The 26,082-nt window shown below is 39.2% G+C and carries 27 protein-coding genes, 1 pseudogene and 1 riboswitch; of the genes and pseudogenes, 6 read left to right on the top strand and 22 right to left on the bottom strand.

Going from position 1 to position 26,082, the window contains the following annotated elements; translation table 11 throughout:
* The first annotated feature begins 256 nt into the window (after window positions 1-256).
* On the top strand, window positions 257-721 hold the full coding sequence (locus tag ETR37_RS00525; RefSeq protein ID WP_033005688.1) for a hypothetical protein: 465 nt from the start codon (window positions 257-259) through the stop codon (window positions 719-721).
* A gap of 24 nt (window positions 722-745) precedes the next feature.
* On the opposite strand, the gene ETR37_RS00520 is transcribed toward ETR37_RS00525, so the two are convergent.
* The 8 genes and pseudogenes from ETR37_RS00520 to ETR37_RS00490 all read right to left on the bottom strand — a co-directional run.
* Window positions 746-1,438 carry a TerC family protein gene (locus ETR37_RS00520; protein WP_020755169.1) on the bottom strand — a complete coding sequence of 231 codons (693 nt, stop codon included), beginning with the start codon at window positions 1,436-1,438 and terminating at the stop codon, window positions 746-748.
* A 14-nt stretch (window positions 1,439-1,452) separates the two neighbouring features.
* Window positions 1,453-1,725, bottom strand: coding sequence for a YkvA family protein (locus tag ETR37_RS00515; RefSeq protein WP_053414427.1), 273 nt, complete (start codon window positions 1,723-1,725; stop codon window positions 1,453-1,455).
* Between the two features lie 333 nt (window positions 1,726-2,058).
* Complete coding sequence (locus ETR37_RS00510; protein WP_013523018.1) at window positions 2,059-2,379, bottom strand: DMT family transporter; 321 nt, start codon at window positions 2,377-2,379, stop codon at window positions 2,059-2,061.
* Window positions 2,380-2,437: 58 nt separating this feature from the next.
* A riboswitch (guanidine-I (ykkC/yxkD leader) is annotated at window positions 2,438-2,541 on the bottom strand.
* Window positions 2,542-2,649: 108 nt separating this feature from the next.
* Window positions 2,650-2,940 carry a hypothetical protein gene (locus ETR37_RS00505; RefSeq protein WP_081133095.1) on the bottom strand — a complete coding sequence of 97 codons (291 nt, stop codon included), beginning with the start codon at window positions 2,938-2,940 and terminating at the stop codon, window positions 2,650-2,652.
* A gap of 83 nt (window positions 2,941-3,023) precedes the next feature.
* Window positions 3,024-3,125: a cytochrome bd oxidase small subunit CydS family protein gene (gene cydS, locus ETR37_RS20760; protein ID WP_396231578.1), complete on the bottom strand. Its 102-nt coding sequence runs from the start codon at window positions 3,123-3,125 to the stop codon at window positions 3,024-3,026.
* On the bottom strand, window positions 3,125-4,153 hold the full coding sequence (locus ETR37_RS00500) for a cytochrome d ubiquinol oxidase subunit II (RefSeq protein ID WP_081133096.1): 1,029 nt from the start codon (window positions 4,151-4,153) through the stop codon (window positions 3,125-3,127). Before ETR37_RS00500 ends, cydS begins: the two co-directional genes overlap by 1 nt.
* On the bottom strand, window positions 4,150-5,487 hold the full coding sequence (locus ETR37_RS00495; protein WP_129446772.1) for a cytochrome ubiquinol oxidase subunit I: 1,338 nt from the start codon (window positions 5,485-5,487) through the stop codon (window positions 4,150-4,152). The genes ETR37_RS00500 and ETR37_RS00495 overlap by 4 nt, the downstream gene beginning before the upstream one ends.
* Before the next feature lie 283 nt (window positions 5,488-5,770).
* Window positions 5,771-6,409 (bottom strand): annotated as a pseudogene (locus ETR37_RS00490) (SpoVR family protein); the annotation flags it as partial.
* Window positions 6,410-6,632: 223 nt separating this feature from the next.
* On the opposite strand from ETR37_RS00490, the gene ETR37_RS00485 reads away from it, so the two are divergent.
* Window positions 6,633-6,857 carry a hypothetical protein gene (locus tag ETR37_RS00485; RefSeq protein ID WP_061912284.1) on the top strand — a complete coding sequence of 75 codons (225 nt, stop codon included), beginning with the start codon at window positions 6,633-6,635 and terminating at the stop codon, window positions 6,855-6,857.
* Window positions 6,858-6,998: 141 nt separating this feature from the next.
* Here the strand turns inward: ETR37_RS00485 and ETR37_RS00480 are convergent, their stop codons facing one another.
* From ETR37_RS00480 to ETR37_RS19005, 6 genes are all read right to left on the bottom strand, one after another.
* Window positions 6,999-8,039, bottom strand: a complete 1,041-nt coding sequence (locus tag ETR37_RS00480) for a type II toxin-antitoxin system PemK/MazF family toxin (RefSeq protein WP_061912285.1) — start codon at window positions 8,037-8,039, stop codon at window positions 6,999-7,001.
* Window positions 8,040-8,292: 253 nt separating this feature from the next.
* Complete coding sequence (locus ETR37_RS00475) at window positions 8,293-10,107, bottom strand: ATP-dependent helicase (protein ID WP_061912286.1); 1,815 nt, start codon at window positions 10,105-10,107, stop codon at window positions 8,293-8,295.
* A gap of 2 nt (window positions 10,108-10,109) precedes the next feature.
* Window positions 10,110-12,083, bottom strand: a complete 1,974-nt coding sequence (locus ETR37_RS00470; protein ID WP_061912287.1) for an AAA family ATPase — start codon at window positions 12,081-12,083, stop codon at window positions 10,110-10,112.
* Between the two features lie 937 nt (window positions 12,084-13,020).
* Window positions 13,021-14,541 carry a recombinase family protein gene (locus tag ETR37_RS00465; RefSeq protein WP_129446771.1) on the bottom strand — a complete coding sequence of 507 codons (1,521 nt, stop codon included), beginning with the start codon at window positions 14,539-14,541 and terminating at the stop codon, window positions 13,021-13,023.
* The gene (locus tag ETR37_RS00460; protein WP_011230103.1) at window positions 14,528-16,039 is read right to left on the bottom strand and encodes a recombinase family protein; all 1,512 of its coding nucleotides are present in this window, start codon (window positions 16,037-16,039) and stop codon (window positions 14,528-14,530) included. Before ETR37_RS00460 ends, ETR37_RS00465 begins: the two co-directional genes overlap by 14 nt.
* Window positions 16,036-16,200, bottom strand: a complete 165-nt coding sequence (locus tag ETR37_RS19005) for a hypothetical protein (RefSeq protein WP_011230102.1) — start codon at window positions 16,198-16,200, stop codon at window positions 16,036-16,038. The genes ETR37_RS00460 and ETR37_RS19005 overlap by 4 nt, the downstream gene beginning before the upstream one ends.
* Window positions 16,201-16,364: 164 nt before the next feature.
* Between ETR37_RS19005 and ETR37_RS00455 the strand changes: the two genes are divergently transcribed.
* Entirely contained in the window at window positions 16,365-16,712 is a 348-nt protein-coding gene (locus ETR37_RS00455; RefSeq protein ID WP_020753785.1) for a helix-turn-helix domain-containing protein, read from the top strand.
* Between the two features lie 87 nt (window positions 16,713-16,799).
* Here ETR37_RS00455 and ETR37_RS00450 read toward each other — a convergent pair whose 3' ends face one another.
* On the bottom strand, window positions 16,800-17,042 hold the full coding sequence (locus tag ETR37_RS00450) for a hypothetical protein (protein ID WP_025038995.1): 243 nt from the start codon (window positions 17,040-17,042) through the stop codon (window positions 16,800-16,802).
* A gap of 131 nt (window positions 17,043-17,173) precedes the next feature.
* Here ETR37_RS00450 and ETR37_RS00445 point away from each other — a divergent pair, with 131 nt between their 5' ends.
* Genes ETR37_RS00445 through recJ form a run of 3 tightly spaced genes read left to right on the top strand, consistent with a single transcriptional unit; the run spans window position 17,174 to window position 20,689 of the window.
* Window positions 17,174-18,631 carry a recombinase family protein gene (locus tag ETR37_RS00445; RefSeq protein WP_025038996.1) on the top strand — a complete coding sequence of 486 codons (1,458 nt, stop codon included), beginning with the start codon at window positions 17,174-17,176 and terminating at the stop codon, window positions 18,629-18,631.
* Between the two features lie 14 nt (window positions 18,632-18,645).
* Window positions 18,646-19,047 (top strand): hypothetical protein, encoded by a 402-nt coding sequence (locus tag ETR37_RS00440; protein WP_025038997.1) that lies wholly within the window; start codon window positions 18,646-18,648, stop codon window positions 19,045-19,047.
* Window positions 19,028-20,689 carry a single-stranded-DNA-specific exonuclease RecJ gene (recJ, locus tag ETR37_RS00435; protein WP_025038998.1) on the top strand — a complete coding sequence of 554 codons (1,662 nt, stop codon included), beginning with the start codon at window positions 19,028-19,030 and terminating at the stop codon, window positions 20,687-20,689. Before ETR37_RS00440 ends, recJ begins: the two co-directional genes overlap by 20 nt.
* Window positions 20,690-20,918: 229 nt before the next feature.
* Here recJ and ETR37_RS00430 read toward each other — a convergent pair whose 3' ends face one another.
* The 7 genes from ETR37_RS00430 to ETR37_RS00400 form a co-directional block, all read right to left on the bottom strand.
* Window positions 20,919-21,410 (bottom strand): GNAT family N-acetyltransferase, encoded by a 492-nt coding sequence (locus ETR37_RS00430; RefSeq protein WP_011230097.1) that lies wholly within the window; start codon window positions 21,408-21,410, stop codon window positions 20,919-20,921.
* A gap of 127 nt (window positions 21,411-21,537) precedes the next feature.
* Window positions 21,538-22,332 (bottom strand): arsenite methyltransferase, encoded by a 795-nt coding sequence (locus tag ETR37_RS00425; RefSeq protein ID WP_011230096.1) that lies wholly within the window; start codon window positions 22,330-22,332, stop codon window positions 21,538-21,540.
* A gap of 13 nt (window positions 22,333-22,345) precedes the next feature.
* The gene (locus ETR37_RS00420) at window positions 22,346-23,212 is read right to left on the bottom strand and encodes a permease (protein ID WP_129446770.1); all 867 of its coding nucleotides are present in this window, start codon (window positions 23,210-23,212) and stop codon (window positions 22,346-22,348) included.
* Between the two features lie 75 nt (window positions 23,213-23,287).
* Complete coding sequence (locus tag ETR37_RS00415; RefSeq protein WP_129446769.1) at window positions 23,288-23,734, bottom strand: MarR family winged helix-turn-helix transcriptional regulator; 447 nt, start codon at window positions 23,732-23,734, stop codon at window positions 23,288-23,290.
* A 148-nt stretch (window positions 23,735-23,882) separates the two neighbouring features.
* Window positions 23,883-24,305: an arsenate reductase (thioredoxin) gene (arsC, locus tag ETR37_RS00410; protein ID WP_011230093.1), complete on the bottom strand. Its 423-nt coding sequence runs from the start codon at window positions 24,303-24,305 to the stop codon at window positions 23,883-23,885.
* A 20-nt stretch (window positions 24,306-24,325) separates the two neighbouring features.
* Window positions 24,326-25,387, bottom strand: a complete 1,062-nt coding sequence (gene arsB / locus ETR37_RS00405) for an ACR3 family arsenite efflux transporter (protein WP_020279843.1) — start codon at window positions 25,385-25,387, stop codon at window positions 24,326-24,328.
* 39 nt (window positions 25,388-25,426) lie between these two features.
* Entirely contained in the window at window positions 25,427-25,774 is a 348-nt protein-coding gene (locus ETR37_RS00400) for an ArsR/SmtB family transcription factor (RefSeq protein WP_020753779.1), read from the bottom strand.
* Window positions 25,775-26,082: the final 308 nt, after the last annotated feature.

Here is a 26,082-nt window from a genome sequence, read left to right as displayed (position 1 = left end):
TATATTCATTATTCTGAAAAATTTAAAGATATTTTTTCATCTTCAACTAACGTATCGTTTGGTTCTATAGGAACGTTTTTCCCCATTCCTATTTCACAAAAGTATAAAACAAGTCTTTGGCGCAAAAAATGTAATTGCACCCATCGGCTTAACCAGCAACTGACTATGAAGCACCCATTGATTGTCTCCAGCTCCATCTGACGGCGCAATGGACAAAACAACGATCAACTACTATTTCAGTAAAGGGTTCGAGAAGGTGAAGGCGATCGAAGCATTGTTATGGAGCATTGCTTTGCCTGGATTCGGGCAACTGTTGAACAAAAAGTATATAAAAGGAATTTTGTTTATTGCGTTGGAATTTGTGATTAACACCCAATCTCATTTCAATGAAGCCATCCGCCTCAGCTTCTTGGGGCGCACGGATGAGGCCGCCCGCATCATCGATATTGGATGGCTGATGTTTTACCCATGTTTATACTTTTTCGCCATGTGGGATGCGTTTAAAGACGCTGGCGGCGGACGGACGCCGTACTCGTTTTTGCCGTTTGTCTTCTCCGCCTATTTTGTGACAGTCGGCTTGATGTACTCGGCGCACGTGACGATTGGCGGTGTATTTTTTGGACCGATTTGGCTGCCGATCTTATCGGTCATCCCAGGGCTGACCGTCGGATGGCTGCTTCAGTTTCTTTTATTAAGATGGAGGCGGCCATCCGTTCCGTAGCTGTCTAATGAACAAAGCCGCCAATTATTCATTGGCGGCTTTCGGTTGCGGCTCTTTAGCGCTTTTTCGTTTTTTCATCGTTCCCACCGCAATGACCGCAGCGACAACGAACAACTCAAATCCATACTTCACAACAGGATTGGCAAAATACGCCTTTAAAAACGGCTCATCGACGATCATTTTCGCCGCCGTCCAGGCGAGGACACCGGCGCCGATCGTAATAATGATTGGGAAGCGCTCGATCCATTTTAAAATGAGCGTGCTGCCCCACACCATGATCGGCACAGAAATGAGCAGCCCAAGGAGCACGAGGAGAAAACTTCCGTGCGCGGCTCCGGCAACCGCCAATACGTTGTCAAGCCCCATCAACGCATCGGCAATGATGATCGTGCGAATCGCCTCCCATAAACTCCCCCCGGCTTCAACATCGTCATGGCCCTTCCCCTCAACAAGCAGCTTATAGGCGATCCAGACAAGCAACACGCCGCCGACAAGCAAAAGCCCTGGGATTTTCAGCAGCCAGACGACAAAAATCGTCGCCAGCGCCCGGATGACGACAGCGCCTACCGTCCCCCAGACAACGGCCTTTTTTTGCTGGTGTTTGGGCAAGTTGCGCGCCGCCAACCCGATCACAATGGCGTTATCCCCTGCCAGCAAAAGATCAATAATGACGATCGACAGCAACGCCGTCCAAAACTCTGCTGACAATAGATCCATGGAACAATCCCCCTTTACAAGTTATATTTTTCTTTTAATGAAATAGGTGCCATGTTAATGATTTGTTGCAAAATAAATAGGAAGACGGCCAAATCATCGATCAAACCAAACAACGCAAGCCAATCTGGAATGAGGTCAAGCGGCAGCGCTATATACAAAAGCAGCAAACCGACGGAAAACAATTTTTTTCGCATTGGCACTTCATGAGAAACGAAAAATTCGAACAAAAACGGTAGAAAACGCCGGACATGGACGATGAACCGAAGCCGTTTCCACCATTTGCGCATGTCATCCCCTCCGCTTTTTGTTCTTTTTGAAGCCGAACCTATCTTCTTTTACGATTATCTTCCCCCCTTTTGTTTCATGACATGAAAGAAGGCCTTTACCATCCTTGGTAAAGGCCTTCATAAGTAAAAGAGACCTTTACCCACATCGGTAAAGGTCTCGCTAACAACGTCGCCGTTGCCAACAAAGCCGAGGGCGTGCGCCCTGAACTGACGACTTTGCTGTTAAAGCTACTCCCCTTTAACAAAAGAAACTATATTCGTTTTTATATTTCCATGATATTCAATATTTATACCTGTTGTCAACTCTTTTTCTTGACAAGAAATGAATCCAATTTATTGCCCCGCCGTAAACTTCAAACCAATGACTCCGACAAGAATGCAAAGCAAAAACGTCACCCGCGGCGCGTTGACCGGCTCGTTTAAAAACAACATGCCGACCAAGGCCGCCCCGAGCGCTCCGATTCCCGTCCACACCGCATAGGCGGTGCCGATCGGCAACGTTTTTATCGCCAGTGATAAAAAGTAAAAGCTCGCCGCCATCCCCGCAATCGTCACAACAGAAGGCCAAAAGCGGGCAAACCCGTTCGTATATTTCAGCGCGATCGCCCATACAACTTCGAACAAACCAGCAACTATTAAACAAACCCACGCCATGCCCCGTCCTCCTTTTTTAGCGAAAATAAAAAAGCCGCGAGAACGATCGAAACGATGCTCCTCCCGGGCTTTTGTCCCTCCGTGTACGCGAGCCGCGCCGCGCGTTTTCTCTCGGTCACAGGCCAGCCGTCTGGCAGCTGCGGAACCCTAGAAAACATTCCCTGTATTTACTTGGCTGCCAATCAGTATAACACGTCAGCCAAACGCTTGCAATCCATCCGCCTTCCGCGTATTTCCGACAGATGAAGGCCGAGGGGGCCCCCATCCGTCTTACACCGGGTCGTTATCGACGCCGCTGTACGATTCAATCGCTTGATCCAGCGCCCGATACGCCTCAGCGAAGGCGTTCGTCGCCGATTCATCTCCAGCCTCGGCCAGCTCCATTCGTGCATTGCGCGCATGGGTGACGGCGCGAATGACGTCTTCAATCATTTGTTTCTTCTCCCCAGAGCTCGCCTTCAATTGTTCAAGCTCATGGAGCGCCCCGTCAAGGCTCGTCGAACGCGGCTCTTCAAATGCCTGCTCCAATTGTTCTTTTACACGTTGCAGCACTTCTTTCATGATCGCCCACCCTTCCTTGATTCGTTGTCATCCGCTAGTGTGAGCGATTGGCGGCAAACTATGCATCCTTGTCTCCATCGCGTTCAGTCATTGATCCGTGCATCTTTCAATCCGGCCCAAAAGGCGGCAACGACGGAAAGGGCAACAATCATCAGCGGCGCATACATGATCAAAAACGTTTGCATCATCCTTTCCCTCCTTCCCATTTCCCTTTGACGTACGCTTTATTGAACAAAAAGAGGCGCATCAACAAATACAAAGACGGGATGAGCAGCAACAGCCCCGCGATAAACGCCGCAATTAACGCCACCGCCATCGTTTCATTGGTGAACCCATCGTAAATCGTCAAGTGCGGGTAAAGCAAATACGGATAATGCGAAATACCGTACGCATAAAATGCAAACGCGTATTGACACACCAGTGCGATAAACGCCCGGCCGAACCGTTGCTTTTTCCAAAGCCAATACACGGTAGCGGCAAAAAACAAAAATGAAACAGCCAACATCCATGCCATCTTCCATAAGTTGGCGTAATGCTCCGGATTATGGTAGCGCAGCTGGTAAATAATGAGCAGCGCCGACAACATCGTCGGCCCGCTCCAAAGAAGGGCATAGCGGCGCAGCAGCTCCCGCGCCCGCTCATCCCCGGCCGCGTTCGCATAATACGTCAAAAACACGGCGGAAATGTAAAGGACGCTTGTAACGCTCAGTAACACGACGCTCCACGACAGCGGGCTGGCAACCAACGCACCGTAATCAAGCGCCAATGCATGGCCGTTTTTTTCAACAAATCCGCCTTCCGAAATCGTCAAAACGATCGACAGCGAGGCAGGAATCAACAAGCCTGTCAATCCGTAAACAAGCAAATACCAGTTCCGCTCCGTCCCTCCGTAGGTGTGAAACGCATAGTACGAGCCGCGAATGGCGAGCAAAACAATCGAAATGCTGGCCGGAACAAGCAACACCGAGCCATAATAATACGCCGTTTTCGGGAAAAAGCCGACGATTCCGACAAAGAAAAAGACGAGAAAGACGTTTGTCACTTCCCATACTGGCGACAGATAGCGCTGGATGATGCGATGCAAAATATGTTGTTTGTTCGCCCAATGGCTGTAGGCGCTGAAAAACCCAGCTCCGAAGTCGATTGAAGCCACGATAATGTAGCCGAACAAAAACAGCCATAGCACCGAAATCCCGACCACTTCGAGCGTCATGGCGCCACCTCCCCGCGCTCCGCCAGCTCCCGCTCAATCGGGTTTTGGCGAAACAAACGGACAAGGACGATCACGCTTGCGATTCCTAATACGAGGTATAACGCACAAAACAACACAAGCATCACATCGACATGGGCAGACGATGTTGCGGCCTCGGCCGTTTTCATATAACCGCGCAAAATCCATGGCTGCCTGCCGACTTCCGCCAAGTACCATCCGGCTTCAATCGCGATCATCGACAACGGCCCCCCTGCGGTCAACAATCCAAAAAACCAGTTTTTCGCTGTCCATTTCCAACGAAAAATCGATCCAAGCCAATAAGCAGCCGATAAAATCATTAAAAACACGCCAATCGTCACCATGGCATCAAACAAATAGTGGATATAAAGCGGCGGGCGCTCATCTTTCGGAATGTCGTTCAGCCCCGTCACGACCGCCCCCGGGTGGTTGTGCGCCAAAATGCTTAACGCATATGGAATTTCAATGGCATACTTCACTTCCCCATCCTCCGTCAGCGTGCCAAATAACAAGAGCGGCGCGTGGGAGCTCGTTTCAAAATGCCATTCGGCCGCCGCCAGCTTTTCCGGCTGGTATTCGGCCAAAAACTTGCCTGACAAGTCGCCGACAAGAGCGCTCGCTACGGAAAAAATGAGCGCCGTTTTCATCGTCAAATGAAGCGCCTTGCGATGGTACACGTGTCGGTTGCCCTTCCATAAATGCCACGCCGCGATCGAAGCGAGCACGAACGCCGACGTCATATACGCCGTCGCCAGCACGTGGGCGACTTTTGTCGGCATGGCCGGATTGAACATCGCGGCGATCGGGTCGATGTTGACGAGCTCGCCGTTTTTCATCTCAAACCCTTGCGGCGTGTTCATAAAGGCGTTCACCATCGTAATAAACATGGCCGAAGCCGAAGAGCCGACCGCCACCGGAATGAGCAACAGCAAATGTTTTTTCTGGTTTTCAAATCGGTCCCATGTATACAAATAAATCCCGAGAAAAATGGCTTCAAAAAAGAAGGCGAACGTCTCCATAAACAGCGGCAAGCTGATCACTTGGCCAGCCAGCTGCATAAAGTTCGGCCATAAAAGCGACAGCTGCAAGCCGATCGCCGTTCCGGTCACAACCCCGACCGCCACCGTGATGACAAAGCCGCGCGTCCAACGACGGGCAAGCAAAATATAATGCATATCATGTTTCCGAATCCCAATCCACTGGGCAATGGCGATCATAAGCGGAATCCCAACGCCGATCGTGGCGTAAATGATGTGAAACGTCAGCGTCAACTCTGTCAGCACACGGCTGAGCCACACTGAATCATACTCGCGCATATTTCATCCCCCCTGTGAAAACAGCCGTCCCATCAACGAAACGAACACGGCGGCCGCCGCCAAAAAACTAATCCATATGAGCCACGTTTCTTGCCGTTTCCACACGTTCATTCCCCTCCGTAAAGTCCTACATGACATAATTGTGATAAACATCACAAACCAGTTGTGTTTATTATCCCATAAACTTCCCGCTCTTATCCATCGCAAATTCGAATAATTTGTGACATTTTTCACATATCTGCCGTGACAAACAAAAAAAGCAGGATGCCCCTGCCGTTCGTGATCACAAATACTTCCGATGCACCGTCTTCCCGTCATACGTAAACAACATCGGCTTCTCTTCAACAACCGTCTCCATATGGACCGGACGGCCCCACAACTGATAAATGTATGGCAGCACTTTTTCCAAATACTTCAGATCGAGTTCGATCCCTTCATACCAATGTTTTAAATACAGCTCTCCGTTGCGCATATAATCGCCGTCATTGACCGTGATATACGGGAATCCGCCGTTCACCCGCATGCTGACGAGTTGGTCGCGGATATGTTCCCAATGCTTGTCGACAATTTTGTAATCTTTCCCTTGTTTTTGGAATAAGTACATATCTTCCCGCATGATCAGCTCTTTCGTCAAATAGTTGCGCAAAAACGAAATATCGGATTCCAGCTCGCGCACTTCAAAAATTTTCGCCCGTCCTGAGCCTGGCTTGACACCGTATTTTTTCATCTCTTCCGTCGGGTTGTTCCAGCGCTCTTCGATGTCCTCAAAAATTTTCAGCCCTAAATAGTACGGATTGATGCCGGTGCGCGACGGCTGCACAACGTTGGCATTTAACTTCGCGAATTCAATGGCTTCATCGCTCGTTAAGTCCATTTCCCGCAAAATGCGCTGATGCCAATACGTCGCCCAACCTTCGTTTAGCTAAGGTGCTTAGACGATAAAACCTTAATAGTTTTTGTTTTCTCATAATTACCTAAACAATACATTACGTCTAGTGTATGCTCAATTAAATTCTTTAAAACCATATACCAAAAACCCCTAACCTTTAACTAATCAAAAAATCAGTTTTCATATACATGTAACCGAAGAATATATTTCTAAATAAGAGGTAAAGTAAATAATAAATAAAAGAGGGGTATTCAAGATGTCAAGATATAACATCGTTGTTGGCTGTGGAAATATCAACTGTGCTAATAATAAGTATAAATTTGTTGTTCAGGCACTTTCTTTAGATGCAGCTCAAAAAACTATCCAATTATTGAATAACCGATACAAAAACAGATGTTCACATTGTGGAAACACCTTAAATTTCTATATAAATGAAGTTTCAGACAAGGATTTTTTTGATGAAGACATAATAATAAACTAAAAAGGACTCAAAAATGAGTCCCTTTTAGTTTTTAGTTACCCGATCCACAGGCTAAAATTATGTAATATTTTATGCCGGATCCACCAGCAGAGTTATTTCTACTTAAATCTTATAACATTAATTACTGAATGTCAACATTTTTTAAATTATTTTTGTACCCAAAAGTTGTCTGTAGAGCTCTTGTTGTTTTGTATCTCGATCCTTAATAACCGATTTACTAATTGGATCAATCTCTGCTATTGAATATGCCCAAGACTTCAACATTTTTTTTCTGTCACTCCTATTTAACTTTGTTCTATGCCATTTTATTTCATATTGATTAAGGTCATTAAATAATTGATATTTTGTAATAAGTTTAGAACTGTCAAAACTCACATTTCTTATTGGTCGATGTAAATGTTTTACTTGTACACTGTAATTGATAAATTCAGGTACATAATCTTTTCTCTGATTAATTAACTCGTCTAAAAGTGTTTTTTGTCTTAACAGGGTTACCCTGAATCCATCTTCAATTCTGCGCCTTTGATCTTGGTTTATTATTGCCTGTACCATATTACCCCTTCCGTCATTAAAAAGGTATTCCACTATTCTTTTCCGGCTTACACAGGTTAACTGTTCAAGACTCACTACTGTCTGTTTACTAAATGGAGGAATCTTACCGATATTAAAAAAGTTTTTAGTTTCCCTTGTCGTTGGTTTGAGACTCGTAGTAGGAATAACTACAACTTGATCTCGATTGGACTTAGTCTCCCACACTATAGCAAAATGCTCATTATCGATTTCACTTCCAACCCCAGAAAATAATACTTTGACAACCTGTCCAGAAACTAATGGATGCTTATATTCAGTAGGTACCATTGGGTCATTAACTTCATCTGTTTGTAAAGAACAGTTAATAAAACGAATAATTCTTTCTAGAATCATATCTTTAGTAAGGGTTTGTTTATGAATTGGTCTATATTCATCTTTTACTAAATCTGCTTGTTTTACTATTTCATTAAAATTTCTGTCATTTATAATCTTATCAACTATCCTAGTCAAGTCATTATCTACTGAAATTTTTTCTAGCACATTTAACATTGTTGTATCCGAAACAATTTTTTTTAAACTTTCTTGATTCTCTGTTGATAAATATGTAGAACATCTAGAACTTTCTACTTCCTTCAATATATTTTTAATCATACATTTACCCCCCCCCCTAAATTAAGACGGTATAAATTTTAACATAATAATTAGATTTAATTAATTTTACAAGCATAAATTTATTAAAAATAAATCCGTTATCACCAAACTCCCCATTACAAACATTAATTTGGAAGACAAGTGAGCCAATGACCAAAGACAACGTTTGCTGTTTTTTTAACTATAACAAATAAAAGTAAAATACTTAGATGACAAAATATCTATTCAGCGTACAAAAAAAATTAAGATAAACCTACGAACTAGGAACTTTTTCACCATATTTGGAATACAATATCTCCCAAAATTCAGAAGGCTTATAATTAAATGTCTTTATTCCGTATTGAGTTTCCTTTGTATATTTTTTAGATCTTAAAAGATAACAAACTCGTTTTGCTCGACTGATACAAACAAAAAACACTCTGCGGTCTTCGCTTAATTTCCTTGGATCTCGTTTATTTTTATATGACGGAAAGTGATCATCCTCCATCCCCAACAAAATAACCACCTCAAATTCCAATCCTTTTGAGCCATGCCTTGTAGTAATAGTCACCTGATCTTCCGGCTTTCCTAATTTACTAAATTTATCCAAATTGTAATTAGAGAATTCACCTTTAGTAGATGTTTTGATTAATTGCTTTAGATTATCAACTTCATCAGGATAAATATGAGAATCTTTTAAGAGCGATAACAGTTCAAGGTTATGAATCACAAATGTTAACCATTTGCTTAAGCAATGGTTGTGCTTTATGCTTGAAGTTAAAACATCAAATAATTTTCTTCTAAAAAAAATCAATTCATTTGTAATGATAAATTTCTGATGCTGTCTATTAAGATGAATCCAAAATTCAACTAAATCATCGAATGATTCTTTGCTTTTATCTATACACCATAAAGCGCAACGTTCTAGCCACATAACTACATCAGTCCGTTGAAATTCAAACTTTGTTATATAATACGGAATTCCCTCGCGACTCAGAATAGCTCCAAGCTCTTTTGCTTGGTTATTATAACCAACCATAATCGCTATTTCCTCTAAAGGTATTCCAGCTTTCATGCAGGAAGGGATTATTTCTTTTGCAACTTTAACATATTGATCATACATTTCTTCTTCACATGTAATAAAATGAAATTCGGCATTTTCGTTTAACCTTGCTCCAGCCTTATACTCTCGCTTATCTCCAAGTGCTAATTCTGAAGCATCAATAATATCTTGATTACTTCTATAATTAGTTTTCAATCTCACTTTATTGATATTTGGTAAACCATATAATTCATTTAAGTAATCAGGAATTGCTCCATTATAACTATGTATAGATTGATCAGGATCCCCTACCGCAAAGAATTTTATATTTGTATTCTTCAACAGGGAAAGTACCATCTCATGAAGTGGTTTTCCAAGATCTTGATACTCATCAATTAGTATCCAAGGAAATTTTGCTTCCAAACACCTTCTTACATATTCATGATTTTGAATTAGTAAGGTGGCATATTTTACAATGTCAACAAAATCAACAAAACCTTCAGCATGAAGACGTTTTTCATACTCAATAGCCACTTTTAAAGCGAGATCATATGTAGGAATTTCCACCTCACTAATCCCTTTTATGTTAAGTGTTCTTTCCTTGTCCATATCTTCAATTCTTATATTTGTGTTTTCTAATTGAAAGTCCTGAATTATTTTTTTAAAAAGAGATTTCTTCTTTTTTTCAGCTACAATCTTTATAGGTAATGGTATATCGTAATTGTATAAGTGAGCGAACGGAGAAATAATTTCCGAAATACAGAACGAATGGACTGTACCCAAAAAAACATTCTCTCGTTTCTGATATCCTAAGTCATTTAAGCGATCTTTGAATTCTTTTGCAGCTGCCCTACTGAATGTAACGCAAGCTAATCCTCGCGGAGGTTTAATTTCTTCCATTAATAATTTCATTATTTTTAAAGTCAATACTGTTGTCTTGCCACTACCTGGTCCTGCAATAACGACAGTATTATTTTCTGATAAAAAAGCTTCGTATTGATCTTTATCTTTTTTAATTTGATTCAGTTTTTCCTTAAATAAATCCATTGTTAAATCTCACTCACTCTTTTATAAATTTCATCAATTGCGTTCTTTATATAATCTGGAATTTGTTCCTTTATACATATACTAGATAACCGTTGTGCAAAACGCCCTTTTCCAATATTATCTTCAATTTTTCTTAAGCATTTAAAATACTCTCCTTGATCTAACTCTTCTGCAAAGTTTCTTTTTTGTTTATCGCCACCAGTAGTCAACTCATTAAATACTTCACAGATTATTTTCTTAGCATCTTGATTACTTTGACTTTTCTCCATAATATCTACTTCTAAAGTGTAGTTTCCAACAAAAAATCCTTTCTCGCTAAATGCATCCCTTTGTTTTTTTAAGCAAGAAGGGAGTTGACTTTGTTCAATCTTTTGTAAATCTATGATTAATTCAGCAATTTTCTCAAGCCCTAAAAATCCATAGGACTTATGACTTCCATCATGTAAAACATGATATTCTTTTTTTGCATCTTCCTTCATTACATAATAATCACCGTCTGTAATTACAACATAAGGGATTCCTAATACATCCAAAAATTTCACATAAGGTTTAAAATTAGTACAGTTAATGTTACATACTACAATTCCTTTTTGATCTAAAGGTTTTCCCATTAATTCAGCAAATCTCGGTATTAAATACTCTTCCGCAATCCCCTCAACTAATATAACACCTTTACCAAAATATATTTCGCCACGTTTAACATCAAGATATCTCTCAAGATCCCTTTTTTCTAAGGAAGTAAGGTTAATATTTGAACTGGTATAAACTTTTGTTCCACTACTTGTCCAGCGCATATGTACAATTGAGTCAATCGGAGCAACTGAAGTAATATGTGGTGAATGTGTCGTCATAAGAACCGAAGAATTTCCATGCATAACGTCCTTGTAGATAATTCTCTGTAATGTAGGGTGAAGATGTGCTTCTGGCTCTTCAATAGCTAAAATGGTAAATCCTTGATTAACCGGGTTATATGTATCCATAAAAGAATATAGTTGTTTTATCTCATCATTCGATAAGTCACTTTTTAAAAAATAATTGCCGTTCCCATTTTCTTCGTAAGAAGAAATAAGGATTTCTCTTCCCTCTTTTTTGGATAGTTCTTCAAATTTTTCTTTTTTTAAAAACGTTGGTATTGTTCTATCCTCTAATTGCAAAAGAATTAATGCAATATACAATATATTGTTTATTCCTAAACTAGTCTCGCTTGTAGGTCTTTTTTTATCTCCCATCATTAGTTTAAGGGTATTTAAAATGCGATTTGGATCGATATCAATCGTTTCCAACGATACAATTGAATCTGGTTGAACACCAATAATTTTTTTGAACCGTGTATTAATTTTATTAGTTAAATCTTTTATTTCATCTAATGTTAAAACTTCATCACTTTTCTGTTTAAGCTTCTCAGCAAGCTCTTTAAGTTCTGTTTTGTCAATTTCATATTGTTTAAGTAGCTGGTTAATAGGAGATTTTCGTGAATTTCTCAATTCGCTCTCCACATCACGAATTGCATTAATAATCCTCATATTAAGATATTTTCGATGGCTATGTTTGAAAATTTTATCAGGTTTATCTCCTTGAAAAATGATGTATTCATAATCTTTAGTTCCATCCTCTTTTTCAACAGGATAATAGCGGTAAGTTAATCTTAACGTTGGTGGAGCGTCAGAAACAGTAGCATCTGATAAAACTGACAAAATATTTTTGTTATGTTCGAACCCGCGAATTTCTATAACTATTTCAATTTCTTCACCTTTTTCCATAGGATTTTCGATACCCTCATAAAAATCTGATTCAGTCAAATAACGATCTTCATCGGATAGTGTTGGGTCTAATATTAGCTGAATTGCTTTTAAAAAATTGGTTTTCCCTACATTATTTTCACCAATAATGACTTGTTTATGACTTAAAGAAATATCTACACTTTGGAAATTTCTAAAATTCTTTATTTTTACCCTCGAAATGTATGGAGAATTCATCGTCTTTCCCTCCTCAAAAATTCAACCTCTAACTAACAGTAATTATAAACTCATTTAGAAAAAAAAGTAATATTTACCTAGACTAATAAAATAAGCCAAGATTACATACATAAATTTACTAGAGTAAACACTACATTACCGAACTCCTTTACTTCCATTACTACCCCGACACCGAACTTCCGATCACGAACGTGAATTCACGAAATTACAAAGAGTTCGAAACTCCTTGATACCAAAGGGGACAAGCCTTCTTTTTGTCCCACTTAGTTCGGCAAAGGGATAGTTGAGGGATCACTGAACTATCTCCTTACCGAACTGCAAATTCTTAGATTTTCCTTGTTACTACTCCAAAACCGAACAATTTTGCTTGTTCGCCTAATCTAATTTTGAATCAAGGTAAATTTATGATCATAACATTAGTGATGTAACTTTATTTTAGTCGCTAAAAAACAAGGAAGTTCTCTCCTCCTTGTTTAAAGTTGTAATGAGAATAGAATTGGATCTTGTTGTTTAGTTTCGATTTCTTTTTCTAATTCTCATTATTCAGTTTTAAGCATTGACACGGTATTGCACTAACATATTCTTCAACGCAGTTGGTCTAATCATCTTTGACATTGGATCGATAAGATGTAACAGTAATACTTAACCAACCTAATTACCGAGTTTACAAATCTCCTCTATCCAAATAACCGAGAACTTTTAAAAAAGGACTTTCTTGTCCATAATAAAATTAGGACAAACCCCAGCTTGTCCCTTGAAATCAAAGGTTTTTCTTGAATTTCAGTCGTATCAATATCGGTAATTTGGGGTTAATTCCGATCGGGTCCTACCCTTAATTACCGAGAAAAATTGCTTTACCTACCAATATATGCACCTAATCACCGAGATATGTTATTACATAAATAAAAAATCTCCTGCAAATGAGGAGATTTTTGTATCATTTATCATCTAAATTGAAGCGTAGTTTACATTGCAAATGTCCTTTTTTATTAACCATGATTTCTTCAAATAAATACAGGAACAATGCTCGCATATCTTCATTGCAACTAGAGACAGGCGCCTGAAATTGTTTTAAATGATCTTTAATTAAATTTTCATTTTTTTGAACCCCTTCTAAGAATTTCATTTTTGCCTCTTTTTCCTCAATCCAACGTTCAATTTGATGAACTTTGTTTAGGATTCGATCTTTTGTAATGATCAATATTTTGATGTGAGGTTCCTTTTCTTCCTCCCTTTTAAAGGCTTTTTCAATTTCAATATCGCAAAGCTGGAGTTTTCGTTTTTCTGTTTGCCATGACACTTTTAAATCCTCAATACTTTTCATGATGCTGCTAATTTCTGTTTCCACTTTTTCCTGAACAGCCGAGATCAGTTTCTCCGTATCTATACCTTGATAACTTTTGAATACTTTTAATACCGTTTGATGTGCATCATCTGCATCTATTTTATAATTGCATGATTTGCATAAATACACTTTCTTTCCATATACTTTTCCCTGGTTGCTCGTCGTTCGCTGATCTTTTCCAATTAACCCCCCATTACAATTTTGGCACTTTAACAAACCTGTTAACAGAAAAGATGTTTTAAAGTGTTTCGGTGGAATTTTTCTCTCGTTCTTTGTTTTGTATAGATTCCAGCAATATTCCCATTCTTCAATCGTTAAAACCGCCGGAATAAGTGGACTTTTTTTCATTATCCACTCACTTCTGTCTTTTAACGCATTGTGTTTCTTTTCGTGTTTTCTTCTGATTGCGATATAACCTGCATAAAAGGGATTCGTAATGATGTTTTTTACACGGTCCTTAGTCCATGCTTTTCCACGATAACTGTTTTCAGGAAGCTGTCTGGCAATAGATGAAAAACCATGATGATTTTTATATAACTCAAACACTTTTTTCACCAATTCTATTTCAGCTTCCACTATATCAAACTTTTCAGTTCCTCCTTCCTTTTTGGAAGTATACTGATACCCAAACGGAGCCCTGCCACCTGTCCATCGTCCATTTTTCGCCAACGTTTCAATTGCATTTTTTGTATTGATCCGGATTTTATCCAGCTCATATTTGGCTATTCCATCTTTAATCGCTCTAAAAATAGTGTCGCCAAAATCATATAAACTTTCTGTTTCACTTTCGATGATTGGGATATCTAATATATGCATCGTTGCGCGTATCAGATCATGTTCTTCAGGTATGCGTGCAATGCGGGAATGTGAGTAGATAATAACGAAGTCAAATTTCTTTTCATAAGCTGCAGCAATCAATCTCTTATATCCTTCACGATCTTTTTTTCGTGAAGACACTCCCTCGTCCAGAATTTCCTCCACAATTGTACACTGATATTTTTCGGCTAAATCATAGGCGCTACGACGCTGTGTTTCCATTGTCTGCTTATGCGTGGAATGCCGACCATAAAAAACCCCTTTCATGCCTGGTGTCAAAATCTTAGATAAGTCCAATTTCTTCCCTTCCCTCCAATCCTGTAAATAATGGATGACGGAAAATAATTTCAATTTTCTCTTTACTGACCCGAACACGAGAGATAATGTCCTGCAGCAATTCTATTTTTTGATCGTCTTCCATGTCCGGATCAATCATTTTCAACGATGATTCCTGTTTCCAATCATGTATCGTCTTAAACTTTTCGTTCATTTCGAAAATCCTGGATTCTAATTCGGATTTAACAAACAAGCTTTGTTCATATTTCTTTAACATCTGTAACATCGACTTGTTTAATTGAAGTTCTTCTTCCTTTGCCAGAGCATGCTCCACTCTCTGTACCATACTTTCCTCTAACTGTTTCAGTTCACGGTCAATTTGCTTAATGGCTTCGATATATCCCTTCGTTTCTCCCTTGTATATTTTCTCAATAACCTCCGCAAATTGCGTATGAATAATTTGGTTAAAGAACTCATTCGCATGTTCAATAACTGTGTTTTCTAACCAATCTTTTGATGCTCGCACTTTGGAATGTTTTTTACATTTATACACTAAAAACGTTTTACCCTTTAATTGATGTGGCTTGCCATGCATTACTTGATTACATTCATCACAATAAACAAGCTCTTTTAATAAAAATACATGGTTTTCATTTTGATTTTCTTTTGATTTTTTGCGTCTCTTTACAACCTTACTCATTTTCTTTTGAACGTTTTCCCATACTGTTTCATCGACAATCTTAAGATGCGGCACATCTTTTTCAATTTCTTCTCCCTTTATGTGAGATATTCTTTTTCCTTTGTAAATAGGGTTTGTAAGAACGTTTTGCATATTAGAATAGTTCCATTCCTTATTATCTTTAAAGCGCAGTCCCAATTCGTTTACTATCTCTACAAATTTTGTGAGGGAGCTAAAATCTTTTTGCAAAAATAAATCATAAACGTTTTGGATTGTCTTTACTTCCTCTTCAACTAAAATCCAATCAGACTCCTCCTTATCCTCTTCAAGATCCTCTCGGGGTGATCGATACCCAAATGGAATACGTCCCCCAGCATGTTTTCCTTCTCTTGCTACAGTTACTTTAGAATCTTGCAATTTTTGAACCAATTTTTCAGCATCTTCCTGGTTCATGGCGGCGACAATCCGTTCAATTAATTCAGCCTCCGCCGTATACATCATAGGAAATTCAAAGTCCGCTGCGAAAATGACATTTACCTTATGCTGCCTTAGTAAATCATATAAACTCATATACTGTTGTACATTTCGTGCCAAGCGGCAACGGCTGTACACAATTAAATTTTTTACGCGCCCCTTTTTTATTTCCTCGATTAGCTGCGCCATGCCCTTTCTCTCTTCCATTTTCTTTTTTCTGGCGGACGTTTCTCGATCCATAAACTCATCATCGATCAATAAACGGTTTTTTGCTGCTACCTCATGCACATGCTGCATTTGCATTTCAATGGATAACTTCTGCTTTTCTTTGCTAATCGAGTTGCGGTAGTAAGCAACCGTTTTCAATCATCCAACACCTCCGAGTCCCTTTTCGTTTCTTGCCTGTTCTGTATTTGCTTCAAAATAATATCTGTGTACAAGTCAAACCACTTTTCAGCTGCCTCTGGATCATGAACATATTGAATAGAAACGACTTGGCAAGTTACTTTTGGGATTTTTCTTTTCATTTCTATCTCTCCTCAAAAAATTTATGATGTTTTTCTAAAACTTAAGCTTACAAACAGGATTTTTTTAGATGAATGTTGAAATACAATAAAGCCTTTGTTTCTAACCAAACCTGTATTTCTTTGAAAATACATGCGTCTAGCCATTTTTATGGAGGAATTCGAATATGTTGCAACATATAGGAGAACGAATTCGTGTGCTAAGAAAACAAAAAGGAATCAGTTTAAATGCTTTCGCTGAACGGTTAAATGTTTCTCCCGCTTATCTCAGCAATTTAGAAACGGGTAAAACAGACACCATTCAGCTTTCACTTCTCGAAAAACTTCAAGAAGAACTCTCACTCCTTCCTGTTGAAACAACACATTCCACTGATAGCGAATTCGATATTCGGATCCAACATGTCATGCGACAACTAAAGGAATTGGAACAAAAGCACCCAGAAATTGCTGATTACCTCCTTTCCACACTGGAGCGAGGAGTTCATTTGTTTTTGAATGAAAACTCCACTCGCTAATTTTATGATGAACAAATTTTGGTAATTTTATTCATAATAATAAACATCTGTTCATAATAATGAATAAAATTAACAAAAAAGGAGAGCCTAACCATCGACCGGTTGGCTCTCTTTTTGTTGGAAGGCAACTTGAATCTGTTTTGCTTGTTCCTGACCGATTTCTTTATGCAATAAGTGATGAATTGCGCTTCCCTTAAACTTCTGTTCCCATGCAACCATTTTTTCTTGGATCATTTGAGCAACAGGGTGGCTATGAAGATCGTGGATGTCGTCAAATGAAAATTTTCCTAAACTGCTATTTACGGAGAAGCGGACTTTCACATCTTCCATCGGTATTCCCCCTTTGCTCATACATATGCGAAGAATGGGATAGGACAACCCTGTTAATCGTTCAAACTCATTGTTTGCTTCATCCAAACATATATATGGGATATGGACAAACAGAGTTGGAGGCAATCTGTATGAAAGACACTTTTCAAGAAAGATCGATTGCTTTATATTGCCGCGTTTCTACGGACGAACAAGCTCGGGAAGGGGTTTCGCTCGATGAACAACAAGAACGGTTAAAAGCTTACTGCCGGGCAATGGGTTGGAATGAGGAACCACTACTTTTTATAGATGACGGTTATTCTGCTAAAAATCTTGATCGTCCGGAGTTAAACCGTTTATTACAGGAAGTAAAAAAAGGTACGATTTCAAAAATATTAGTCACGAAATTGGACCGTTTGAGCAGGCGATTATTGGATCTTTTGAAATTAATTGATACGTTCCAAGAATATAACGTTTCATTTATTTCGATTAGCGAATCGTTTGACACCAATACTCCGTCCGGACGTCTTACACTCCAAGTCCTAGGTGCGGTTGCCGAGTTTGAACGGGAACGAATTCGGGAACGTGTTTTTGAAAACATGCTGCACGCAGCCAGACAAGGAAAATGGTTAACACAAAGCCCTTACGGTTACAGATTAGATGTAAATAAAGAATTAGTTATTTATGAACCAGAAGCACAAATCGTTCGAAACGTTTATGATTGGTATCTAAATAAAGGGCTCGGCTACTATGCGATTGCTAAAAAGCTAAATGAAGAAGGAATAGCTTCTCGTCAAAAAAAGGAATGGTCGATTCGTGCTATTAAACGAATGCTTACCAATCCCGTATATAAAGGAACTCTGGTTTGGAACCGTATCGACTCCAGTAAATCGAAGCGGGTAAAAAAAGATGATGCCGATTGGGTTGTCGTTGAAGACGCTTGTCCAGCTATTATTGATCAAGTTACATGGGAACAAGTACAAAAAAGAGTAAATAAAAAACAAATGGCACCTCGAGCACAAACAAGTCCCCATTTGCTTGGTGGACTATTAAAATGCGGCAGATGTGGTTCAGGAATGAGCATTGGTTGGTCAGGTTCACCGAAAAATCGCTATCGTGTTTATCGTTGTTCCGCTAACAAAAACAAAGGAACGTGTACAAGCAAACAGTACCGCGCTGACGATGTGGAGTCATGGTTTAAACATGGGTTATTAAAGTTAGCCGATTCGATTAACACCCAAATGATTCCTCATCTTATTCAAAGGGCTGCTGAAAACGAAGAGAGCACAATCGAGCAAAAAATTCGAGCCGCCAAAAACCGTTATAAACGAAAAGTGGAAGCGTACACGGCAGGACTCATTGAGTTAGAGGATTTAAATGAAGAAAAAAAGCGGATGGAACAAATCATTGCAGAAGCTCAAAAAGCGGAAAATGCTTCTTTAGTGGATGTAAAAAAGCTTGAGGCAATGGTGAAAGAAAAAATAAACAATGTGATCGATGCAATCGATGTTTTACCAGTCCAGGAAGCAAAATCATTCATTAAAACGATTGTTGAAAAAGTGATTTTACTTGATGAAAAGGATATTGAAATCGTATTAAACATTCAGTAAATGGAGTTGACAGCATGAAACCGATCACCTTACGCCAATTGCTCGATACTAATCAATTTCAGAATCTGCTTCATCTAAAAAAAGAACTGATCTCTTACAAAAATTCGGGTGTCATTTTTTATAAAGAAGTAATGAGTTCGCTTGAAATCGACACGCCATTTGAGTTGTATTTTGTGTTGTCAAAAGGAGGAATTGAATACGAAAACGCATTCCCAATACCAATCGATCTTTACAGAGAGTATTTAACATATAACCGTCCTCCAGAGTACCTTTTGCGCTTTTACCAAGAATACTACGGAACAAAAAACATCCCATCCGACCGATTTTTTCAAACATTAAACGTTTTTCAAGCTAAAAAATATGCTTGGTTTTACAACTCACGAGAGGACGGTAAGTATGGATTGGGTACCGTTTGATACACCACTAGAAAAACATCCAAATAAAGCTTTAATCACCTATATGGCAAGACAGTTTGATATCGAACCTGTACTGATGCACCATTTGTTTATTCACGGCATCGACAATTGCGAAAAAGTATCACGATTCTTATTTCCGACTATAGATGATTTTCATGATCCATTTCTCATGAATGACATGAAAAAAGCGATTATACGCATTATTAAAGCTTTGATACAAAAAGAAAAAATTCTGATTTATGGTGATTATGATGTAGATGGAATGACAGCAACAGCTATCCTGTACAAAGCTTTAAAGAAATTTAAAGCAGATGTCCATTATCGATTGCCGCTTCGTAATGAAGGGTACGGTTTGTCACCGAAAGCAATAGAAAAAATTCCGGAAGATGTCTCTTTAATTATTACAGTAGATAATGGATCAAGTGCCCACTCTGCCATGGAAGTCGCAAAAAGAAGAGGAATGGATGTCATTGTTACGGATCATCACGAAGTTTTAGGTCCGCATCCTGACTGTTATGCGTTTATTAATCCGAAACGACATGACAACACTTATCCGTTTCCGCATCTATCCGGTGCGGGAGTCGCTTTAAAAGTCGTACAGGCACTATTTATGGCGGGAAAAATTCCATGGGATAAACATGTTTACGAATTTATTGAGTTTGCGACATTAGGTACGATTGCGGATCTAATGCCTCTCAAAGGAGAAAATCGTATTATTTGTAAACTTGGATTGCAGAAAATGAACTATACACCAACCCCTGTATTAAAAAAACTCTTTGAAATGTTACGAATTAAATATGTCGATAGTTCCACCATTAGCTTTCAAATTGGACCGATTTTTAACTCGTCGGGACGAATTGGAGATCCAAACGAAGCTGTCGATATCCTAGTCAACCCTTTATGTACAAAAGCAGATCTTTACGCATTAATTACTTTAAATAAAAAGCGGCAACAAATGACAAAAGAACAATTCCAACGTATTGAGGAACAAATTATTCAAAACCAATGGTACAAACAAAATGTTATTGTCGTTTGCGATGATTTTCACAGCGGAATAATCGGTCTCATCGCCGCAAAAATAGCAAATAAATTCAAAAAGCCAGCGGTTGTGATTTCCTTGACAGGAGCCGGTTCTGCCAGAAGTGTAAACACGACTGATTTTTCCATCATTAATGTGATTAAGAAGTGCTCCCACTTCTTAACCAAATACGGTGGTCATCGAGCCGCTGCTGGTTTTTCGATGCCACTCGATTTCGACCATATCCATGCTTTTAAAGAAGCGATTCAACTAGCAGCCTTAGACGAACCGCCACTAACTCCAAAATTAAAATATATTAGTACAATTCCCTTACATCAGTTCCCTATGCATATTTTTGATGACTTAGGCGTTTTAGAACCATTCGGAATGTCATTTCCAAAGCCGTTGTTTTATTGCTCACCGCTGGTAATCAAGCAATTCCAAGTATTCGGAAAAAACAATGAACATTTAAAATTAATAACAAATGATAAAAAAGCCATTGCCTTCTTTAAAGGAGCAATGGCAAACAAACTCCAACAACAATCGTTAGCTGAATGTCTTTACACTCCTAGCTGTCCGATAAAAAAAGATTTTTTAATTCATGATCTTCGTTTCATCCAATAACAAAAGAGCCTTGGAAAAAGTTAAATACAATTAACAAAATATACTGTTTTTTGCAGAGGAGGACATAACCCACAACGAGGGGCTGTACATTGACAGAATGGTATATGGAAACGGCACAATTGTATTTGGATCTAATTTTAGTGGCAGATTTATTTTGGTCCGCTATGAATCCAAGAATAATCTGCCACTTTTTTATATACAAAGTAATTACATAATCTAAAAGTCATGATCAATCTATACCTACAACTGGACTGCGGCGCTCAAGCAATACCACATCACGCCATACCCCATTTAACTTTCCTATACGTTGTCGGATACCAACTTCACGAAATCCAACACTTTGATGTAAACGTAAACTTGGTATGTTTTCAGGGAAAATCCCTGCTGTTAATGTCCAAAATCCTTTTGCCTCGGATTCTTTGATCATAGCTTGTAGAAGTTTTTTTCCCACTCCTTTTCCTCGACTCACATCTCGAACATACACACTCACCTCTCCCACCCCTTCATACACGCAGCGATCCGATACTTTACTTATCTTACACCAGCCTTGAATGCCTTCTTCGTTTTCAGCGACCAAACATAAATTTGCGGCAATGGTCGATTCCCATTTTTCAAACGATGGTGCTGTCGTTTCAAACGTTGCTTGTCCTGTCGCAATTCCTTGCTCGTAAATTTCCTTCACTTGCATCCAATCCTCTTTGCGAAAGCTACGAATGTTCATATGAAAAATCCCTCCTTATTTTCATACAGAAAAGGCACTAGGAATCGCCTAATGCCTTTTCCATGTAACATTAGCAACACTCACGCTTTTCTTCCCCAACGAGTTCCGATCTGTTACACCACATTTTTTAAGGTTTCATTGCTTTAATGATCGCAGAAACAATGTAATCCTCGATGTTCGCTCCAGGCACCCAATCTTTGATAAACTCCTTCGATTCATCTTTTGGTTCAATGGTGATCTGTGTGAATCCACTCTGTTGTAACATGGATTCCAGTTCACCAATCGATGCTGCTCCTGATACGCAGCCCGAATACAAGACATCCATATTGTTTTTGATTTCCGATGGAAGTTCTGCCGTCGCCACAACGTCGGAAATGACAAGGCGCCCTCCTGGTTTCAGCACACGATAGGCTTCCTTGAACACCTGGGGCTTATCTGGAGAAAGATTAATGACGCAATTGGAAATAATGACATCCACCGAACCATCTGCCACCGGTAAATATTCGATTTCTCCTAACCGAAATTCAGTATTGGTAAAGCCACCCTTGGCAGCATTGTTGCGTGCTTTGCTGATCATTTCTGGTGTCATATCCACACCAATGACGCGCCCGGTTTCTCCGACCTGACGAGCAGCCAAAAAGCAATCGAAACCGGCACCACAACCAAGATCCAACACCACATCTCCGGGGTTCAATTCCGCAATTGCTAGCGGGTTGCCGCAACCAAGTCCAAGATTAGCTCCTTCTGGCACGGCAGATAATTCCTCATCCGAGTATCCTAGTTTTGCTGATACCTCATTAGGTGTACCACAACATCCGGAAGAGTCTGAACAACAGCTTCTAGAATTTACTTCCTGCAGCGCAATTTGCTTATAGCGGCTGCGGACATTTTGTCGGATTTGATCGTTATTAACGTGATTCATAAGTTATCACTCCTTAAATGATATAGAATAAAAATCCTGATAACGTTGCCATCGTCATGACAGAACCTACAAACGCAAAGACCAGCTTCTTTCTAAAGATACTGTGTAATAATGTGATCTCCGGTAAGCTTGCTCCTGCTGAGCTAATCATCAACGCCATGACTGGTCCTAATGCCATGCCTTTTGTAATCAACATTTGCGAAATGGGAATCATCGTGGAAAGACGGATATACAAAGGAATTCCGATGATTGCTGCAAGTGGAACAAGCCACCACTTATCACCTCCCATATAGGTTGAAATCCATTCTGTCGGTACAGCACCATGAATAATGGCTCCAATGCCTGCACCCAAAAGCAAATATGGATAAACCGTTTTCATTAAGTGAAAGGTCTCCTGTAAAGCTTCTTTCATGTTTCGTTTTTTTCCGATCTCCACCTCTCCTTTCACCATCACTTGCTTTATTTGATTTTCAAATCCGAGTTTTTCAAGCGTGAAACCAATCAGTATGGATAAAATGGTTGTGATAATGGTATAAGAAATCGCCACTTTTACTCCGAGTGTCGCAGCCATGAGTGTCAATATGGTTGGATCGAGTACAGGGGAAGCAAATAGAAAAATCATCACAATACCGAAACGGACTTTCTGATTTAAAAGCGATACGACAACCGGGATCGTAGAACAGGAGCAAAACGGTGTCACAAAGGCAAATGCGACGGCAATCAGTGCTCCGAATAACGGATGGCGCTTTGTTAACAAACTTTGCATTTTATCATAAGGAATATATCCTTCTAGAAAGTTAATGACGAACGAAATAGCCAAAAACAAAAGAGTTAATTCTAACGCAATATAGAGAAAGTCTTGAAAAATCGCTATGCTCATTAATTATCTCTCCTTATTTTATTTGTAAATTGCAACTATCAATTTAACAAATAGGCAAGCCTAGATATACTTGCCTCAAAATAACGGTTTACAACATACACTTGATTTTGCCATGCACTCATTCAACAATTTAATCGAACGAATCACGGTTTCTTTCTCAAATTCCGTCATATGCGAAAACACTTCTTCTAGATATCGATTTATTTCTCGATCAATGGTTGTTGCGATAAACTTTCCTTCGGTGGTTAACGATAACGTATATACCCTTCGATCTTCAGGGAGTGGCGTTTTTTTTACTAATCCCTTTTTCACTAAATTTTGAATCTGTCTACTGAACGTGGTAATATCCATTCCCAATACTTCAGCCACTTGTTGCATGGAAGGAGATTCTCTTTTGTCAATTTCATAAAGAATATGGCTTTGAACGAGAGAAATATCTACATCATCAATCGAACAGCAATTTTTATTTAGCAATCCAAAACGACGTGTCATCACTTGAAACAACTCTCTAATGTTTTCCATTTTTTCACCTCTATAATTATTTATATCACATTATTTGCATATTGCAACTTTTTAATTTAGAAAATAGAATAAAATTTCACCAATTTTTATCATGATTTCCCCTCCTGTAAAATCAGCCGAGAAGATTCTTCTCGGCTGTCATTTTGTCTTATTCGCCTGTTTCAGCAAATTTTTTGATGCGCGCGCCGATTTCATCGCGAACACGACGGAATACAGCTAATTTTTCCTCCTCCGTTCCTTCCGCCTTTGCCGGATCATCAAATCCCCAATGAACACGTTTCACATTTGGTGGGGTTACTGGACAATGGTCCGCTGCATGACCACATAATGTTACTACCAAATCCGCTTTATTTAAAATTTCCGGATCAATGATATCCGATGTCTGGTTCGAAATATCAATTCCTACTTCTTTCATGACTTTTACCGCGTTTGGATTTAGTCCATGCGCTTCAATACCGGCGCTGTACACTTCCCACTCGTCGCCAAGATATTTTTTTGCCCATCCTTCTGCCATTTGGCTGCGGCAAGAGTTACCTGTGCATAAGAAGTAAATGATCTTTTTGTTTTTCATGTTTCCTTCCACCTCTGTTGTTAGTATGATACTGATTCTGTTTTAAAGTATTTTCGTTGAAACCATAGTGCCACGTTGACTAACGCAATCATGACAGGCACTTCCACCAGTGGTCCAATAACAGCTGCAAATGCTGCACCAGAATGGATCCCAAACACGCCAACAGCTACGGCAATCGCTAACTCAAAGTTATTACTGCCGGCTGTAAAGGCAAGTGTTGTGGTTACAGGGTAGCTCGCTCCAAATTTCCTCCCTAAGAAGAAGGAAACGAAGAACATCAACACAAAGTAAATCAACAATGGAATGGCAACTCTCACTACATCCAACGGCAAGCTTACAATGACGTCTCCTTTTAAAGAGAACATGACGATAATCGTAAACAACAAAGAAATCAATGTAATCGGGCTGATTTTTGGAATAAATACTTTTTCATACCATTGTCTGCCCTTTGCTTTTACCAACAAAAAGCGCGTCAACATTCCGCCAAGAAACGGAATTCCTAAGTAAATGAACACCGACTTAGCGACTTCCATCATTGTAATATTAACGACAGCACCTTCTAGTCCTAACCATTCTGGAATGATCGTCACAAACACATACGCATAAACAGAGTAAAATAGCATTTGGAATACAGAGTTAAACGCCACCAATCCAGCTGCGTACTCCCTGTCTCCTTTCGCTAAATCATTCCAGACAATCACCATCGCAATACAACGTGCCAGACCGATTAGGATGAGTCCGACCATGTATTCCGGTTTATCCGGTAAGAATATGATCGCCAACAAAAACATAAGAATCGGTCCAATAATCCAGTTTTGTACGAGCGATAACACTAATACTTTCACATCTTTAAAGACGCGCCCAATCTCCTCATAACGAACTTTTGCTAACGGAGGATACATCATTAAAATTAAGCCAATCGCAATTGGAATTGATGTGGTCCCTACCTGCAAACTGTTCATTCCGTCTACAAAGCCTGGAAAGACAAATCCTAAGCCAATTCCTGCTGCCATAGCAAGGAAAATCCAAAGCGTGAGGTATCGATCCAAAAACGATAGACGTTTTTTCCCCGTATTATTCATTTTTTCCCCCCTAATAATTTAAATTAGTAGATTAGTAGGTTAACAACCGCAACGGAGCGTAGGGTTGGTTTCCTCAATCTTACGAATATTCTCTGTTTGATCTGGAATATGTTGCAGAATATCTTGGATGAAATCATATAACTCATTTTGTGAATTGAGGGAATAATAAATCCACTGTCCCCTCTTATCTTCTTTTACTAATCCTGCATCTTTTAACTTGCGAAGATGCTGACTAATAGCCGGCTGACTCATGTCAAACACCTCAAGAAGCTCGCATACACAACACTCACGTTGTTTTAAAATTGCCATGATCGTTAAACGTGTTTTATCACCAAACAACTTTAAAACGTGTGATGCTTTTTCTATTTCCACTACTGTCTTTTGCATGGAAACACCTCCTATTCTTTTATGATTATATAGTTATTTACTTATATATATGAGCGAAAATGAAATATGATACTCCTAAATCCCTTTATTTGCAATTTTGTTCCTCTCACACTAAATAATGATGTCACATCTTTCATATCCACGAAATGGATATGGTAGTATAACCATACTTACTCTTCCCTTTAATAAGTATATAACTACATACTTATATAAAACAAGAGAAAAAAACGACTTTAACATAATCTTTACAAATTCAAACGAAAGTCAGGCGTGTTGATTATCCAATAAAATCCAAAGGGTATAGAAAA

This window comes from Geobacillus sp. PK12 (assembly GCF_004123125.1).
In the GTDB taxonomy this organism is placed as follows: domain Bacteria; phylum Bacillota; class Bacilli; order Bacillales; family Anoxybacillaceae; genus Geobacillus; species Geobacillus zalihae.
Note: the sequence above shows the minus strand (reverse complement) of the source record. Positions and strands in the feature narration are given on the sequence as shown.